This window comes from Pseudomonas sp. AA-38, from assembly GCF_029457475.1.
GTDB lineage: Bacteria > Pseudomonadota > Gammaproteobacteria > Pseudomonadales > Pseudomonadaceae > Aquipseudomonas.
Window position 1 is genome coordinate 4,597,105 of record NZ_CP120359.1, and the last position, 16,405, is coordinate 4,613,509.

Genomic DNA, 16,405 nt, shown 5'->3' on the forward strand with positions numbered 1-16,405 from the left:
TCCTATGCCTTTTCCACGTTGACCAGGAACGACTTGAATTCCGGGGTCTGCGTGTTGCCGTCGCCAACGAAGGGCGTCAGGGTGTTGGTCAGGTAGCCGTTGCGCGCCACGCCGGCAAAGCCCCAGTGCAACGGAATGCCTATCTGATGCACGGTCTTGCCATCCACTGTGAGCGCCTTGATGCGCTTGGTCACCACCGCCACGGCCTTGATGTAGCCGCGGTTGGACGACACCTTGACACGTTCGCCAGCGACGATGCCCAGCTCCTTGGCCAGCGCCTCGCCGATCTCGACGAACTGCTCGGGCTGAACGATGGCGTTGAGCCGGCAGTGCTTGGTCCAGAAGTGGAAGTGTTCGGTCAGGCGATAGGTGGTTGCCGCATAGGGGAAGGCATCGGCCTTACCCAGATGCTTGAGGTCGTCCGCGAACACGCGCGCCGCCGGGTTGCTCACCGCCACCGGGTTATCCGGGTGCATCGGGTTGCGCCCGATGGGCGTCTCGAACGGCTCGTAGTGCTCGGGAAACGGCCCTTCGGCCATCTTGTCCACGGCGAACAGGCGCGCCACCCCTTCGGGATTCATGATGAAGGGGTTCATCCCGGCATCCGGTGGTGAATCGGCCTTGAAGTCGGGCACGTCGGTGCCGCCCCAGGCCTTGCCGTTCCACCACACCAGGCGCTTCTTCTCCACGTCCCAGGGCTTGCCGCTGGGGTCGGCCGAGGCACGGTTGTAGAGGATGCGCCGGTTGGCCGGCCAGGCCCAAGCCCAGCCGAGGGTCTGGCCCATGCCATAGGGGTCGGCGTTGTCGCGCCGCGCCATCTGGTTGCCCTGGGTCGTCCAGGAACCGCAGAAGATCCAGCAGCCACTGGCGGTGGAGCCATCGGCGCGCAACTGGGCGAAGCCGGAAAGCTGCTCGCCGGCCTTGGCCTGCAGGGCGCCGCTGACCGGGTCGTGGAGGTCGGCCAGGGCCTTGCCGTTGAACTCGCGGGCCAGTTCGTCCGGGCCGGGTTCGTCCGGTCTCAGGTAGGACCAGTCGAGGTTGAGGATCGGCTCGGGGAAGGCACCACCCTCGCTGGCATAGGCCCGGCGCAGGCGATGGAACAACCCGGCCATGATGGCGATGTCGGTGCGCGCCTGGCCGGGTGGCTCGGCGCCCTTCCAGTGCCACTGCAGCCAGCGCCCGCTGTTGACCAGCGAGCCGTCCTCCTCGGCGAAGCAGGTGGTGGGCAGGCGGAACACCTCGGTCTGGATGCTGGCACTGTCGACATCGTTGAACTCGCCGGCGTTGCGCCAGAACTCCGAGGTCTCGGTGGCCAACGGATCCATGATCACCAGGTACTTGAGCCTGGCCAGCGAGGCACCCACCTTGGCCTTGTCAGGGAACGAGGCCAGGGGGTTGAAGCCCTGGCAGAAATAGCCGTTGACCTCGCCCTGGTACATCATGTCGAAGACCTTGAGCACGTCGTAACCGGGAATGTCCAGCTTCGGCAGCCAGTCGAAGCCCCAATGGTTCTCGGCCGTGGCGTTCTTGCCGTACCAGGCCTTCATCAGGCTGACATGGAACTTCTCGTAGTTCTGCCAGTACGACAGTTGCCCCGGCCGCAAGGGCTTGGGCGAGCGCTTGGCGATATAGGCGCTGTAGTCCTGCTCGGCATCCAGCGGCAGGCTGAGGTAGCCCGGCAGCAGGTTGGAAAGCAGGCCCAGGTCGGTCAGCCCCTGGATGTTGGAGTGACCACGCAGGGCGTTCATGCCGCCACCGGGCATGCCGATGTTGCCGAGCAGCAGTTGCAGCATGGCGCCGGTGCGGATCATCTGCGAGCCCACCGAGTGCTGCGTCCAGCCCAGGGCGTACATGATGGTCATGACCTTGCCCGGCGCCGAGCACTCGGCGATGGTCTCCCACACCTGCAGCATCTGCGCCTTGGGTGTGCCACAGATGCTGCTGACCAGATCCGGCGTGTAGCGGCTGTAGTGTTTCTTCAGCAGGTTGAAGACGCAGCGCGGGTGACTCAGCGTCGGGTCGACCACGGCGTAGCCGTCTTCGCCGATCTCGTACCCCCAACTGCTCTTTTCGTAGCGTCGCTTCTCGGCGTCGTAGCCGCTGAACATGCCATCCTCGAAGGCATAGTCCTCACGCACCACGAAGCTGACGTCGGTGTAGTTGCGCACGTACTCGTGCTGGATCTTGTCGTTTTCCAGCAGGTAATTGATCAGACCACCGAGGAAGGCGATATCGGTGCCGGTGCGGATCGGCGCGTAGAGGTCGGCCACGGAAGCCGAACGGGTGAAGCGCGGATCGACCACCACCAGCTTGGCCTGGTTGTGTGCCTTGGCCTCGGTCACCCACTTGAAGCCACAAGGGTGGGCCTCGGCGGCATTGCCGCCCATGATCAGTACCAGATCGGCATTCTTGATGTCGGTCCAGTGGTTGGTCATGGCACCACGGCCAAACGTCGGGGCAAGACTTGCCACCGTCGGGCCATGTCAGACACGTGCCTGGTTATCGAACCCCAGCATGCCAAGGGAACGCACCACCTTGTGGGTGATGTAGCCGGCCTCGTTGCTCGATGCCGAGGCGGCCAGGAAGCCCGTGCTGAGCCAGCGGTTGACCGTCTGGCCCTGCGCGTTCTTCTCGATGAAATTGGCGTCGCGGTCGGCCTTCATGTGCCGGGCGATGCGGTCGAGCGCCTCGTCCCAGTCGATGCGCTTCCACTCATTGGAGCCGGCTTCGCGCACCTGCGGGTATTTCAGGCGGTTGGGGCTGTGGATGAAATCCAGCAGGCCAGCGCCTTTGGGGCAGAGGGTGCCCCGGTTGACCGGATGGTCGGCGTCGCCCTCGATATGGATGATGTTCTGCGCCACGTTCTTCGCAGCGTCGCCCTGGCTGTACAGGATCAGGCCACAACCGACCGAGCAGTAGGGGCAGGTGTTGCGGGTTTCGGTGGTGCTGGTGAGTTTGAAATGCCGCACCTGGTCGGCGAAGGCTGCCGGGGGTGCGACCCCCAGAGCCGCCAGGCTCGATGCTCCAAGGCCTACACCACAGACCTTGAAGAACTGTCGACGGTTCATGTCCATCTTGGGTTCTCCCACATCAGGCTGACGCTCGGTACGTTGCCGAGCGAATCGCTAGTCAAGCCTAGATCATCCGCGTGGATTCGCCAGGCACTTCGTCGCATGGCGCGAGCCCTCAGCGCCGCTCCAGGCGATAGAACAGATTGGGTTCGCTGGCCAGGTAGAGGTTGCCCTGCGGGTCGAAGGTCAGCCCCTCGGCCTGTGGCACGCTGTCATGCAAGCCAGCGAAGCCACGCAGCAGCGAGCGGAAGCTGATCAGCTCACCATCGGCGCCTAGCTCCACCATCAGCTTGGACTCGTCGCTGAGCAGTACCAGATGGCCGGTGCGCTCATCGAAATGTGCAGCGGACAGATCACGGGCGAACGATGCCTGGTCGACCCAGGCCTGGCGGTCTATCACTTCGAGGCCGAAGTCGCCCTCCAGGCTACGCCGCAGGCCGCGTATCTCGTAGAGCTTGCGCGGTTTGCGCTCCTTGACCACGAACAGGCGGTCGCTGCCAGGATCATAGGCGAGCCCCTCGAAACCCTCGTTGTCGCCGGCATCGATGGTCAGGGTAAGGGCGCGTTGGCCCTGGCGCTGCAGCGTGCTGCCGGGTGCAGGCACCGGCACGATCACCAGCGCGTGCTTGCGCTCTTCCACCAGCAGCAACAGGTCATCGCCCAGGTAGGCGACATCCTCGACATCATCGAAGCCCTGCAGCACATGGCGGTCGAGCACCTCGCCGTCGAGGCTCAGGCGCAGCAACTGCTCCGGGCCGTTGAGCACGGCCCAGAGCTGCTGGCGGTCGGTGTCATAGCTCAGGCCCGAGAAGTTCTTGTCCACGCCGGCGACCGGCTTGGCATCGATGCTGACCCGGTACTGTGGCAGCCACAGACTACGGCTCTGCCACTGCTCTTGATGCAGGGAGGTCTTGATCCAGTAATACAAACGCTCGTCCAAATGCATCACGCGGATCTGGTAAGCGAACAACAACAAGGCCAGCAACAGCGTCCATTTCCATGGACTGAGGGCATTCAGCTTTCCCAGCATCCCCTTGGCAACAGCGATCATCACGACGTGCTCGTTTGCAGGTAGACGCGCGCCAGTGTGCCCAGGTTGTGTTGCAATCCGTCGCATGGCGCATCACGGGCCGACGCTGAACTCCAGCCTGGCCGTCTGCCCGTCTTCGTCGAGCACGCTGAGCTGGTGCCGGCCGGGGGCGAAGTCATGGATGAAGCTGCCATTGCCGCTGGTTTCGCCCTGTGGCGCGCCATCGACGAACCACCAGCGCTGGCCGCTGCCGCCCAGGGTGGATAAGCTCAACCGCAGCGCCTCGCCGCTGCCCTGCGGGCGGCGCAGGCGATCGCCCTCGCGCACGCCGACGATGCTCAGCGGAGCCATCTGATTGCCCCGTGGTGGCGGGCAGTTCGGGTCGCTGGCCGGCAGGCGCGCGGCACGCCGTTCGCGGCGCGGCAGCCAGGGCTCCAGTGGTGCCGGCCAGAGCAGCAGCTCGTGGGCCTCGGCGTCAGGGCAACCGGGCGCCACGCGCAGCCCCTTGGCATTCACCCAGTAGCGCTCGCGCAGGCCGCTGCCCAGGGGCTGGTCGGTCGCCTGCAGGGTCGGCGGCGTGGTGCCCTCCAGCGTCCAGGCGAAGCGCTGCCGGCGGCAATTGGGATCATCCTTGGCCAGTGGTTGGCCCAGTGGCCAGCAGATGGCCGCGACGCCGACCTCAGCCGGCTGCGGGTCGGGCGGCGGCGCCAGGCCGCGCTGGCTGTCGCGGCCCACCAGCAGATCATGCACCTGCAGCAGCAGGGGCGCGGCGGACGCCAGGCCGAACTGACCAGGCACCGGCGTGCCGTCCGGGCGACCGATCCACACGCCGATCAGATGACGCGGGCCGACGCCGATGGCCCAGGCGTCGCGAAAGCCGTAGCTGGTGCCGGTTTTCCAGGCCAGGGTGGGGCGCTGCGCCAGTTGCGCGCGCGGGTCGCGATCAGGCCGCGCCTGGCCGCTGAGAATACGGCGGATGATCCAGGCCGCACCCGGCGACAGCAGGCGCCGCTCGCGCAGGGTATCGCTCGGTTGCAGGCGCACCCGTGCGGCCATGCCGCCTCGGGCAAAGGCGCTGTAACCGCTCACCAGCGATTCCAGGCGCGTGCCGCCACCACCGAGAATCAGCGCCAGGCTGGGCTCGGCCAGGGCCGGCAGGCGGATCGGCACACCGGCGCTGCGCAGCTCACCGGCGAAGCGCTTGGGCCCATAGGCTTCGAGCAGTTGCACCGCTGGCAGATTGAGCGAGGTGGCCAGGGCAGTGCTGGCCGACACCGGGCCGGTGAAGCCGGCGGCGAAGTTGCCGGGACGGTAATCGCCGTAATGCCGGGGCACGTCCTGCAGCAGCGACTCGGAATGGATCAGCCCGGCGTCCAACGCCAGGCCGTAGAGGAAGGGTTTCAGCGTCGAGCCGGGCGAGCGCAGCGCACGCACCATGTCGACATGGCCGAAGCGCGCGGTATCGGCGATATCCACCGAGCCGAGGTAGGCGCGTACCGCCATGCTTTCGTGCTCGACCACCAGAATGGCCACCGAGGTGCGCTCCGGCAGGCGTGCGCGCCAGCCCAGCAGCAGATCTTCCAGGCGTAGCTGCAACGCGGCATCGAGGGTGGTGCGAATCAACGGCGGGCTGCCTGGGCGGTTCAGCCGCCGCGCCAGCAGGGGCGCCAGGCTCGGTTCGCGGCGCGGGGCGAGGAATACCGGTTCCTCCAGGGCTTCATCGATACGCGCCTGCGGCCACACCCGGAACTCGGCCAGTCGCCTGAGCACCTTGTCGCGCGCGGCCTGGGCCCGCTCGGGGTGACGATCCGGGCGCAAGCGGCTGGGCGCCTGCGGCAGTACCGCGAGCAACGCCGCCTCGGCGCGGGTGAGCTGGCTCGGCGGCTTGCCCAGGTAACTCCAGCTCGCCGCCGCCACGCCTTGCAGGGTGCCGCCGAAGGGCGCGCGATTGAGGTACAGCGTGAGGATCTCATCCTTGGACAGGTGCCATTCCAGTTGCGCGGTACGCCAGAGCTGCTTGAGCTTGCCGGACAGGTTGCGGCCATGCGGGTCGAGCAGGCGCGCCACCTGCATCGACAGAGTGCTGCCACCGGACACCACGCGCCCGCCGGAGAGGTTCTGCCAGGCGGCGCGACCCAGCGCCAGCGGGTTGACCCCGGGGTGCTGGCGGAACCAGCGATCCTCGTAGGTGAGCAGCGCTTCGAGGTAATAGGGCGAAACCTCCTGCGGCGTCACCGGGTAACGCCACACGCCGTCATGATCGGCGAAGCGCCACAGCGGCGTGCCATCCTCGGCCAGCACCACGCGGGCCAGGTCGTCCTCGGGCAAGGGCAGCGGGAACAGGCGGTCGGCGAGCCAGAGCAGGGCCAGGGGGAGCAGGAGAATAAGGAACCAGCGGCGAGTCAGGCGGGGCATGCAAGGCCCTCTCCCCCAGCCCCTCTCCCATAAATGGGAGAGGGGAGCAGATCGGCGTTTGGCAAAGCCTCGTGGCAACGTTCACCGCTCTTGCCCGCCGATATCAAGGCGAATCCGTTCAAGTACCGCCTCCGTTTCCGCCAGCACCTGATGATTCCAGAAGCGCAATACACGGTAACCACGACCCTGTAGATAGCGATCACGTTGTGCATCCGCCTCGCTCTGCAATTGATGCTGGCCACCGTCGAGTTCGATGACCAGCCATCGTTCGGTGCAGATGAAATCGACGATATAGGGGCCAATGGGTTTCTGCCGTTTGAACTTCAAGCCAAGAAAGCGGTGAGCACGCAGGTGATACCAGAGCCGTTGCTCGGCGTCGGTCATTTCACGGCGCAGGCGCTTGGCGTTGTCGAGTAGTGTCATGGTTCCTCCTTGAACCGGGTTTGCCCTCTCCCCAACCCTCTCCCATAAATGGGAGAGGGGGCTGGCCGTGCCATGTTTCAGGCGCGTGCCATGTTGCTCCCCTCTCCCGCTTGCGGGAGAGGGGCTGGGGGAGAGGGCGGCTTTTATCTTCCCCGCACCACCATCCCCTGCGGCGCGCTGCCCAGGGCCTGCCAGCTCGGCCGATACATGGACTCCACCTGCGGTGGCGGCACGCGGTAGCTGCCCGGGGTCACGGCGCGGGCCAGGTACAGCAGGTGGGTGGTGTCGTAGCCATCCACGTCCACCGCTGCCACGTAGCGGTCGCCACGGTATTCCTGATGCTTGATGCGCGCGTTCTGCATCGCCCGGCCCCACTCCTTGACGTTACCGCCGGCGTCCTCGAGGCTCGCCGCACTCGAAGCCAAGTTCTGGTTCTCCAGCTCCAGGCCGGCCGGCAGCAGGTCCACCACCAGGGCATCGGGCACGCGCTGCTTGGCACGCACGGCCAGGTGCACCAGCACCAGTTCGCCGCTGTTCAGGCGCTGCAGGTCGAGCGGGCGGCCATCCATGCCGAGGTATCCGCGCTCGATGCTGAGGTTCTCGCCAGCGGCACGCGGCGCCTGGGTCGGGTAACCGGACAGGGTCAGTTGCTGGTACAGCGTGGCGCTGCCGGCGTTGCTCACACTCAGCGGCTCGGCCAGTTCGTCACGTTCGAGCTTGAGGCCCGGCTGCTGATTGCTCAGCTCGAACTGGAAGGCACCGCTGGCCAGTTTGGCGCTCCAGGCCTGCTCCGGCTTGCCGAGGATGCCGCGCCCGGCGAGGAACAGCGCGTTGCGCTCCTGGGTCGACAACCAGCGCTGGCTGGCCAGTTCGTCGGCCAGATCGAACAGCCGCTGCTCGCGCTGACCGGCTGCCATGTCCTGCTCTTCCAGCACGGCGAGGATCAACGCCTGGTCACGCAGGGCGCTGCCGTAGTCGGCCATCCAGCGCTCGCCATCGCGCTGCAGGATCAACCCCTGGTTCAGCGCCTGCTCGGCGCGCGGCGCATCGCCCATCAGTTTCAGCGCGGCGGCCAGTTGCACCAGCGGCAGGCCAGAGCGCGCGTCACCACGGCGCTCGAACAGGCTGCGCAGCGCGCCCAGGGGCGCCTGTTGGCTGCGCGCCAGCACGTAACCTGCGTAGGCCTGCACGGCGAAACGGGTATGGGCGGAATCCTGGCTGTAGCTGGCTTCGATCAGGCTGCTCTGCTGCAAGTAGCGCAACAGGCGGTCGGTGGCCTTCTTCAAGGCCTCGGCGGGTACGCCGAAGCCCTGCTCACGGGCGCGCAGGAGGAAGTCGGTGACATAGGCGGTGAGCCAGTACTCCTCCTCGCTCTCGGCGCTCCACAGGCCAAAGCCGCCATTGTGCCGCTGCATGCCGAGCAGGCGTTCGATGCCCAGCTCGATGCTCTTGCGCCGCTGCTCGTCCGGCTCACCTTCCAGCCCCAGTTTCTTCAGGCTGGCGGCATCGGCATAGAGCGACGGATACAGGCCGCTGGTGGTCTGCTCCAGGCAGCCGTAGGGATAGGCCTTGAGCGCGCGGATCTGCTCACCCAGGTTCAGCGGCGGGCGGCTCGACAGGGCCAGCACCGCCTCCAACCCAGCCGGCTCGAACTGGTTCAGGGTGCCGGCCGGCATGCTCCAGGGCTCGCCCTCGTTGAGCACCGCACGGAAGTGCTGCAACTGCGCCGGGTAGGCCGGGCGCACGCCCAGCGTCCAGTCGCGGCTGAAGCTGCCGAGCTGCTCGTTGGGCAGACTCAGGCCTTGCACCTTGACCTGGATATGCCCCTGGCCCAGACCACCCTCGGCACGCACCGGGATGCGCAGGGTGGTGCGTTGGCCGTCCTTGAGGCTCAGCGGTGCCTGGGCGTTGCCCAGCAGGCGCAACTGGCCGCTGACGTCGAGCTGCACGTCGAGCTTCTGCGCGGCGCCGGAGAGGTTGGTGACGTCCAGCGCCAGAGTGGTTTCGTCGCCCCCGGCGAGAAAGCGCGGCATCGACAGTTCGGCGATCAGCGGCGCGGCCACCACCGTCTTAGCCTCGGCCATGCCGAAGCGCTCGTCACTCCAGGCCTGGGCCATCAGGCGCAGCTCGCCGTTGAAGTCGGGGATGTCCAGGCTGACTTCACCCTCACCCTGCTCGTTCAGCTTCAGCGCATCGCTCTGCAGGGCGACGATCAGCACGCTGGTGTCCGGCCGTTTGCCGCCGGCTTCGAGACCGGCATCACCACCGAAGGCCAGGCTGGCGATGCGGCCCTGGGCCTCGATCAGTTGCCCGTAGATGTCCATTTGATCGGCACCATAGCCCTTGCGCCCGAAGAAGCTGGCGAAGGGGTCGGGGGTGGCGAAATCGGTGATATTGAGGATGCCCACGTCCACCGCTGCCAGAAGTACGTGCACCTTGTCGGGGATGCTGCCATCGGCGTTGCGCGCGCTGACCTTGACCTTGAGCGGCTGCTTCGGCCGCATCTTCTCGGGCGCCTGCAGGCTCACCGCCAGCTTGCGCGGTGCGCGCTCCAGCGGCAGGTGCAGCAGGCCCACCGCACGCTTGGGCGTGACCTGCGCCTTGCGCTCGCCGGGGCGGATCACCAGAGCGCTGAGGTACAGGTCATGCCGTGCCCACTTCTCGTCGATGGGCAGCTCGAAGGTCTTGCCTTCAGCCGGCACGCTGATTTCCTGCCACCACAGCGGGCCGTCGCTGGATTCCACCAGCAGGTAGCCATTGCCAGCAGCCGGCGGGGTGACGGTGATCCTGGCCACATCACCTGCGGCATAGCCAGGCTTGTCCAGCGCCAGCTTGACCTGATCGGGGCGCACGGCGCCGCCGTCGGCGTTGTCCTGCCAACGGTAGCCAGCCCAGAAGCGCAGGCTGCTGACCAGGCCGGTCTGGTTGTCCACCACCTCGACGCGATACGGCCCCCACTCCACCGGGAAGCTGACCTTGGCCGTGCCACCCGCCGCCACCTTGAGCGGCTCGTCGCTGAGGGTGAGGAATTTCTCGGTGTAGTTGTGGCGCCAGCCTTCACCGTCGGAGAAGCTCCAGAAGTAATCGCGGCGCTCGCGCACCAGGCGCACGTTGAGGTTGTCGGCAGCCAGCTTGTTGCCCTCGGCATCGGCCACCAGCACCTCGAATTCGGCCATGCTGTCGGCATCCACTTCTTCGCCATCGAACAGCCCGCGCACACCTGGAAGACGTTCGGCTGGCCATACCGGCTGGATCACCCGACGGGTGATGGGCCGGCCACCGGACTCCTGCAGGCTGGCCTGGAGAATCAGGCGCAGCGGCGAGCGGGCATCGCCCCAGCGGTTTTCCGGTGTGAGGGTGGCGTGGCCCTGCTCATCCAGATTCTGCTCCTCCAGCTCCTGATCCTGGGTCAGATCCGCCTCGGTGATGTCGCCGAACTGGTAGCCCGGCAGGCTCGCCACCGCCTCGCGCAGCGGGCGCACGTAAAGCTGCCCGGACAGGCGATTGCCCGCCGCTGGGGCGCCATAGAGATAGCGCCCGGTGACGCTGAAGCTGGCTTCGTCGCCCGGAGCGATGGGGCCATCCTGACCTTCGAGTTCCAGCGCCATGCGCTCGGGCAGGAAGTCTTCGACGAGGAATTCGTAGAGCTGCGGATGGCCGTCACCGAGGTCCAGCAGCAGTTGCCAGCGCCCGGTCGGCGCCTCCTCGGCCAGTGGCAACTGGTATTGATAGAGGCCATCGTCATCCGCGTTCCAGACGAACTTGCGGCTGACCTGCTCGTCCGGGCGGTGCACCTCGACGCTGACCGGCTGGGCCTTGACCGGCTTGCCATCGGCATCACGCAGCAGGCCGTTGAGCAGCACGGTTTCACCCGGGCGATAAAGGTCACGCGGGCCGAACACGAAGAACTGCAGTGGATGCGCGGCCGGGCCGGTGATGTCGAACTCGGCCAGATCCAGCGCTGGTGCGTTCAGGCGCAGCAGGCTGGTCTGCTCGTCCTGCTTGGCCAGCAGCACCTCGGCCTTGGCCGGTAGCGGCAGTTGCGCGTGGCCAGCGGAATCGGTCTTGCCTTCGGCCAGCAACGCGCCATCGCCATCGAGCAGTTCGAGCTGCACGCCGGACTGCGCTGCCCCTCCCTCCAAAGCCTGGGTGAAGACGTCCAGACGGTCGCGGTAACGGTGCGCCGAGAGGCCGATGTCACTGAGGCTGAACAGCGTCGCCGGTTGCGAATAGCTGTAGCTGCCGGCCTCGCGCATCACCGCCAGGTACACCCCTGGCTGTTTGAACGGCTCCAGGCCGGCAATCGGCAGCAGCAGGGTTTCGCGGGTGTTGCGCGCCGGGTTGAGGTCGAAGCGGCCACCATAGACCAGGTCGGCCATCGGCAGCAGCTCACGCGCCTCCCAGGTATCCAGGTTACTGGCGCGTCCCCAGCGCGAGAGAAAGCGCGGCAGCGCCTCGGGCTTGATGCGGAAGAACTCGACGTTGACCTTGTCGACGTTCAGCGCGATCACCGGCAGGCCCTCGGCCAGGCGGGTCGGCAGCAGCGAACCGCGGCTGGCGAAACCGACGCTGGCCTGCAGATCGCGGGTCTCGAAGCGGCTGATGTGTTCGGCGGCCAGCTTGCTGCCGTTGATCGCCTTGAGCCCAGCGTCGATGGTCAGCACCAGTTTGCGCTGCGGCTCCAGGTGGCGCAGGCGCAGCTCGTTGAGGCTGTCGGTGATTTCCCAGGCGCCATCGACCTTGCCGTCCTTGCTGTCGACCAGGTGCAGGCGCTCGGCGAAGCGCTGGTCGGGATCCAGCGGCACGGAAAAGGTCACCGACAGCGCGCTGGCACCATCGAGCTGCACTTCGGAAACGTCCACCACTTCCAGCTCACGACCGGCATAGCGCTTGGCCAGGGCCTCGCGGTCGACCGCTGGCTTGGCCGCCTGGGCCTGCTGCGCGGCAGGCTCGGGGCTGGTCACCGTGGCGGGAGGTTGGGAGGAATCACAGGCGCTGAGCAGGCTCAGCACCAGGGCCAGAAGCAGTCCTTTGTTCGGCATTGCGGGCTCCGGGAGAAAGGTGCGCGAAAGGCCACACTATAGCCGAGCCGCCATGACAGGACGTGATGCAGCGACGAATTTCGCCAAGCCGTGCACAGTCCACACAGCCCCTTATACTCGGCGTTTTGCCGGAGCCTCTGATGTCCGCCCTGCTCGATGCCTGGCGCCACACCCCGACCCAGCGCAAGGTCTGGGCACTGGCCGCGCCGATGATCCTCTCCAACCTGTCGGTGCCGCTGGTGGCACTGGTCGATACCGCCGTGATCGGCCACCTGCCCCATGCCCACCAACTGGCGGCGGTGGCGGTGGGCGGCAGCCTCTATACCCTGCTGACCTGGGCCATGGGTTTTCTGCGCATGGGCAGCACCGGCTTCGCCGCCCAGGCCGCCGGACGCGAGGACGGTGGTGCCTTGCGCCAGGTGCTGCTGCAAGGGCTCGGCCTGGGGGTGTTGCTGGCCCTGGCGCTGAGCCTGCTGGCCCTGCCCTTCAGCCAGGCCGCGCTGGGCCTGATGCAACCTTCGGCCGAACTGGATCAGTTGGCCCGCGCCTATTTCCACATCCGCCTGTTCGGCCTGCCCGCCAGCCTGGCGACCTACGCCCTGATCGGCTGGCTGCTGGGCACGCAGAGCGCGCGTGGCCCGCTGCTCATCCTGCTGACCGCCAACCTGCTCAACGTGAGCCTGGATCTGCTCTTCGTGCTTGGCCTGGAATGGGGCGTGGCCGGCGCCGCCTGGGCCTCGGTGATCGCCGAATGGAGCGGCGCGCTGATCGGCCTGTGGCTGACGCGCGCGGCGCTCGCCCGCTACCCCGGCCAGCTCGATCGGGCGGCGCTACGCCGCTGGCGCAACTGGCGCCCGTTGCTGGCGGTCAATCGCGACATTTTCATCCGCACCCTGGCCCTGCAACTGGTGTTCTTCCTCATCACCGTGCAGGGCACGCGCCTGGGTGATGCCACGGTGGCCGCCAATGCCCTGTTGCTCAACGGCCTGACGCTGACCGCCTATGCCCTGGACGGCCTGGCGCATGCGGTGGAGGCGCTATGCGGCCATGCCCTAGGGGCGCGCGACCGCCTTGCCCTGCGCCGCGCCCTACTGGTGGCCGGCGCCTGGTCGCTGCTGGCCAGCCTCGGCTTCGCCCTGTTCTTCCTGCTCGGCGGGCAGATGTTCGTCAACCTGCTGACCAATATCGCCGAGGTGCGCGAGCTGGCCGCGCAATTTCTGCCGTACCTGGCCGCGCTACCGCTGCTGGCGGTGTGGAGCTATCTGCTCGATGGCCTGTTCATCGGCGCCACCCGAGCCCGCGAGATGCGCAATGCCATGCTCGCCGCGCTGCTGCTGGCATTACCGATCGCCCTGGCCCTGCACGGCCTGGGCAACCATGGCCTGTGGCTGGCCTTTCTCAGCTTCATGGGACTGCGCGCGTTGCTACTGGGCGTCTATGCTTGGCAACTGAGCCGCCATGGCCAATGGTTCCCGCCTCGTAGCCCAGGAGAGACCGCCAATGCTCAGAGCCCAACTACCCGTCAATGAGGTCGAGCGTCAGCAGGCATTGGATCGCCTGGAACTGGTGGATACCCCTGCCGAGCCGTGCCTCGATGCGATCACCCGTCTGGCGCGCGAGCTGTTCGGCGTGAAGACGGCGCTGGTCAGCCTGGTGGACAACGACCGCCAGTGGTTCAAGAGCCGCCAGGGGCTGGACATAGCCGAAACGCCGCGCAGCATCTCCTACTGCTCCTACGCCGTGCTCAAGGACAAGCCCTTGTTCATCGAGAACAGCGATAAAGATCCGCGCTTCGCCGGCAAGGAAATCGCCCTGAGCAACCCTGGGGCGCGCTTCTATGCCGGCTGGCCGCTGCACGATGGTGAAGGCCTGCCGCTCGGTACGCTCTGCCTGGCCGACCCGCAACCCAGGCGCCTCACGGCTCGGCAGAAGTGCCAACTCCGTGATCTAGCCTACCTGGCCGAGAGTTATCTCCACCTGCAGCACAACGCGCAGCAGGCGGACGAGCTGCGTGACGCGCTCGATCGTGAACAGCGCAAGGCCATGCTCGACCCCCTGACCCAACTATGGAATCGCGCCGGCCTGCTGCACTTTCTGCCCCTGCAGCGCGCCGCCACCGAGCGCAACGGTCTGCGCCTGGGGCTGATCTACTGCGACCTCGATCACTTCAAGCAGGTCAACGACCGCCATGGCCATGATGCGGGTGACCGGGTGCTGTGGGAAAGCGCCCGACGCATGAGCGCTGCAGTGCGGCCGCAAGACGTGGTGACGCGCAATGGTGGCGAAGAGTTCGTCATTCTCACCCAGGTGCGCACACCGCAGGAGCTGCTGCAGATCGCCGAGCGCATCCGCCTGGCCATGGCCGAACAGCCCATCCCACTCGATGACACCGAACTACGCCAAACCGTCAGCCTCGGCTGCACCCTGCTAGGCAGCGAGGAAGACAGCAACGACGCGCTCAAACGAGCCGACCAGGCGCTGTACCGAGCCAAGGACAGCGGACGCAATCGCAGTGAACTGGCCCCCTGACCCTCTGGACATGAACATGACCAACGCCTTCTTCGCCTACCTGCACTTCATCGCAATCTTCGCCCTGTTCGCCCTGCTCAGCATCGAGCACGTGCTGTTCAAGGCGCCGCTGGATCTGCTGCGCGCGCGTAGCCTGATGATCACCGACATCGCCTACGGCGTCTGTGCCGGCGTCGTGCTACTGACCGGCCTGGCGCGGGTACTGTGGTTCGGCAAGGGTACGGCCTACTACCTGGGCAACGCCCTGTTCCATGCCAAGGTCGGGCTGTTCATCCTCGCTGCCCTGCTGTCGATCATGCCCACCTATGTGTTCTTCAACTGGCGCAACGCCCTGCAGGCCGGCCAGGTGCCCGAGCCCAGCCCCCGGCAGATCACCCTGGTGACCTGGAGCATCCGCCTGGAGCTGCTGCTGTTGCTGGTCATCCCGCTGCTGGCCACATTGATGGCGCGTGGCTTTGGCGTGATGGGCTGACAGCCTTCAGGCTTTCTTGCCGCCCTTGGGCTTGCCACCAAAACTCGGCACCTTGCGCACCGCCTTGGCTTTCGGCTTGGCGTCATCCTCCTCGAACCAGCGGCCCAGGTGGATATTGCCCTTGCCGGCAGGTTTGCCCGCGCCGGGAATCAGTTTCTGCTTGGGCTTCTTGGGTTTCTTCAGCACCTGGCCGTCGATGGTGGTCTGCGGCACCCGGTGGTCGGGGATGAAGTCCGGCTCCTCGCGGCGCGGCAGTACCTGGCGGATCAGCCGTTCGATGGCGGCGAGCAATTCCACTTCATCGGCACACACCAGGGAAATGGCCTCCCCCGTGCTGCCGGCACGGCCGGTACGGCCGATGCGGTGCACGTAGTCTTCGGCGTTGATCGGCAGGTCGAGGTTGACCACCAGCGGCAGGTCGTCGATGTCCAGCCCGCGCGCGGCCACGTCGGTGGCCACCAGAATCTGCACCTCGCCGGCCTTGAAGCGCTCCAGAGCGCGCAGGCGGCTCGGCTGCGGCTTGTCGCCGTGGATCGAGTCGGCGGCCACGCCCATGGCCAGCAGCTCCTGTTCGAGCTGGTCGACGCCCTTGCGGGTCTTGGCGAATACCAGCACCTGGCCCCAGCGCTTTTGCTGCAAGAGGTGCAGGAACAGCTCGGATTTGCGCTTCTTGTCCACCGGAATCAGCCACTGCTTGACGCTCTTGGCCGCGGCGTTACGCGGGCTGACTTCCACCGACAGTGGGTCGCGCAGCAGCTCGCCAGCCATCTGCCGAATGGCGTCGGAGAAGGTGGCGGAAAACAGCAGGGTCTGGCGCTTTTTCGGCAGCGCGCTGAACAGCTCGTCCAGCTCGCGGGCGAAGCCCAGGTCGAGCATGCGGTCGGCCTCATCTAGCACCAGGGTCTGCACCTGGGCGAACTTCACCGCATTCTGCCGGTACAGGTCGAGCAATCGCCCCGGCGTGGCCACCAGCACATCGACGCCCTTGCGCAGCTTCATCATCTGCGGGTTGATGCTGACCCCGCCATACACCGCGTAGCTGCTCAGCGGCAGGTGCTGGCCGTAGCTCAGAAAGCTCTGCAGCACCTGCTCGGCCAGTTCGCGGGTTGGCGTCAGCACCAGTGCGCGCACCGAGTTGCTCGCTACCTGCGGGCCTTCCAGGGTCAGGCGCTGCAACAGCGGCAGGGCGAAACCGGCGGTCTTGCCGGTGCCGGTCTGCGCGGCGGCCATCAGGTCGCGGCCCTTGAGCACGGCGGGAATGGCCTGGCTCTGCACCGGGGTCGGGGTCTGGTAGTCGAGCTCGACGAGGGTGCGCAGCAGCGGCTCGATCAAACCAAGGGAGGCGAAGGTCATGGGGCAACCGAATCGGAAAGGAAACAGGCGCGCAGTTTACCCGCGTCAGCCTTCCTGTAGGAGCCCGCTT

9 protein-coding genes are annotated in these 16,405 nt (G+C 66.6%); 3 read left to right on the plus strand and 6 right to left on the minus strand.

Going from position 1 to position 16,405, the window contains the following annotated elements:
• Positions 1–2: 2 nt before the first annotated feature.
• The 5 genes from fdnG to PVE35_RS21200 form a co-directional block, all read right to left on the minus strand.
• On the minus strand, positions 3–3,074 hold the full coding sequence (gene fdnG, locus PVE35_RS21180; RefSeq protein WP_277372897.1) for a formate dehydrogenase-N subunit alpha: 3,072 nt from the start codon (positions 3,072–3,074) through the stop codon (positions 3–5).
• Between the two features lie 112 nt (positions 3,075–3,186).
• Positions 3,187–4,122 carry an SdiA-regulated domain-containing protein gene (locus tag PVE35_RS21185; RefSeq protein ID WP_277374919.1) on the minus strand — a complete coding sequence of 312 codons (936 nt, stop codon included), beginning with the start codon at positions 4,120–4,122 and terminating at the stop codon, positions 3,187–3,189.
• A 72-nt stretch (positions 4,123–4,194) separates the two neighbouring features.
• Positions 4,195–6,516 carry a peptidoglycan glycosyltransferase PbpC gene (gene pbpC, locus PVE35_RS21190; protein WP_277372898.1) on the minus strand — a complete coding sequence of 774 codons (2,322 nt, stop codon included), beginning with the start codon at positions 6,514–6,516 and terminating at the stop codon, positions 4,195–4,197.
• Positions 6,517–6,597: 81 nt separating this feature from the next.
• Complete coding sequence (locus PVE35_RS21195) at positions 6,598–6,939, minus strand: endonuclease domain-containing protein (protein WP_277372899.1); 342 nt, start codon at positions 6,937–6,939, stop codon at positions 6,598–6,600.
• A gap of 143 nt (positions 6,940–7,082) precedes the next feature.
• Positions 7,083–11,981 (minus strand): alpha-2-macroglobulin, encoded by a 4,899-nt coding sequence (locus PVE35_RS21200; RefSeq protein WP_277372900.1) that lies wholly within the window; start codon positions 11,979–11,981, stop codon positions 7,083–7,085.
• A gap of 140 nt (positions 11,982–12,121) precedes the next feature.
• Between PVE35_RS21200 and PVE35_RS21205 the strand changes: the two genes are divergently transcribed.
• From PVE35_RS21205 to PVE35_RS21215, 3 genes are read left to right on the plus strand one after another with little or no spacing between them, the layout of a single operon-like run.
• A complete protein-coding gene (locus tag PVE35_RS21205) occupies positions 12,122–13,510 on the plus strand; it encodes an MATE family efflux transporter (RefSeq protein WP_277372901.1) in 1,389 nt (462 codons plus the stop codon).
• Positions 13,482–14,510, plus strand: coding sequence for a sensor domain-containing diguanylate cyclase (locus PVE35_RS21210; protein WP_277372902.1), 1,029 nt, complete (start codon positions 13,482–13,484; stop codon positions 14,508–14,510). The genes PVE35_RS21205 and PVE35_RS21210 overlap by 29 nt, the downstream gene beginning before the upstream one ends.
• A gap of 16 nt (positions 14,511–14,526) precedes the next feature.
• Complete coding sequence (locus PVE35_RS21215) at positions 14,527–14,982, plus strand: DUF2214 family protein (RefSeq protein WP_277372903.1); 456 nt, start codon at positions 14,527–14,529, stop codon at positions 14,980–14,982.
• Between the two features lie 6 nt (positions 14,983–14,988).
• Here the strand turns inward: PVE35_RS21215 and PVE35_RS21220 are convergent, their stop codons facing one another.
• Positions 14,989–16,335 carry a DEAD/DEAH box helicase gene (locus tag PVE35_RS21220; protein ID WP_277372904.1) on the minus strand — a complete coding sequence of 449 codons (1,347 nt, stop codon included), beginning with the start codon at positions 16,333–16,335 and terminating at the stop codon, positions 14,989–14,991.
• Positions 16,336–16,405: the final 70 nt, after the last annotated feature.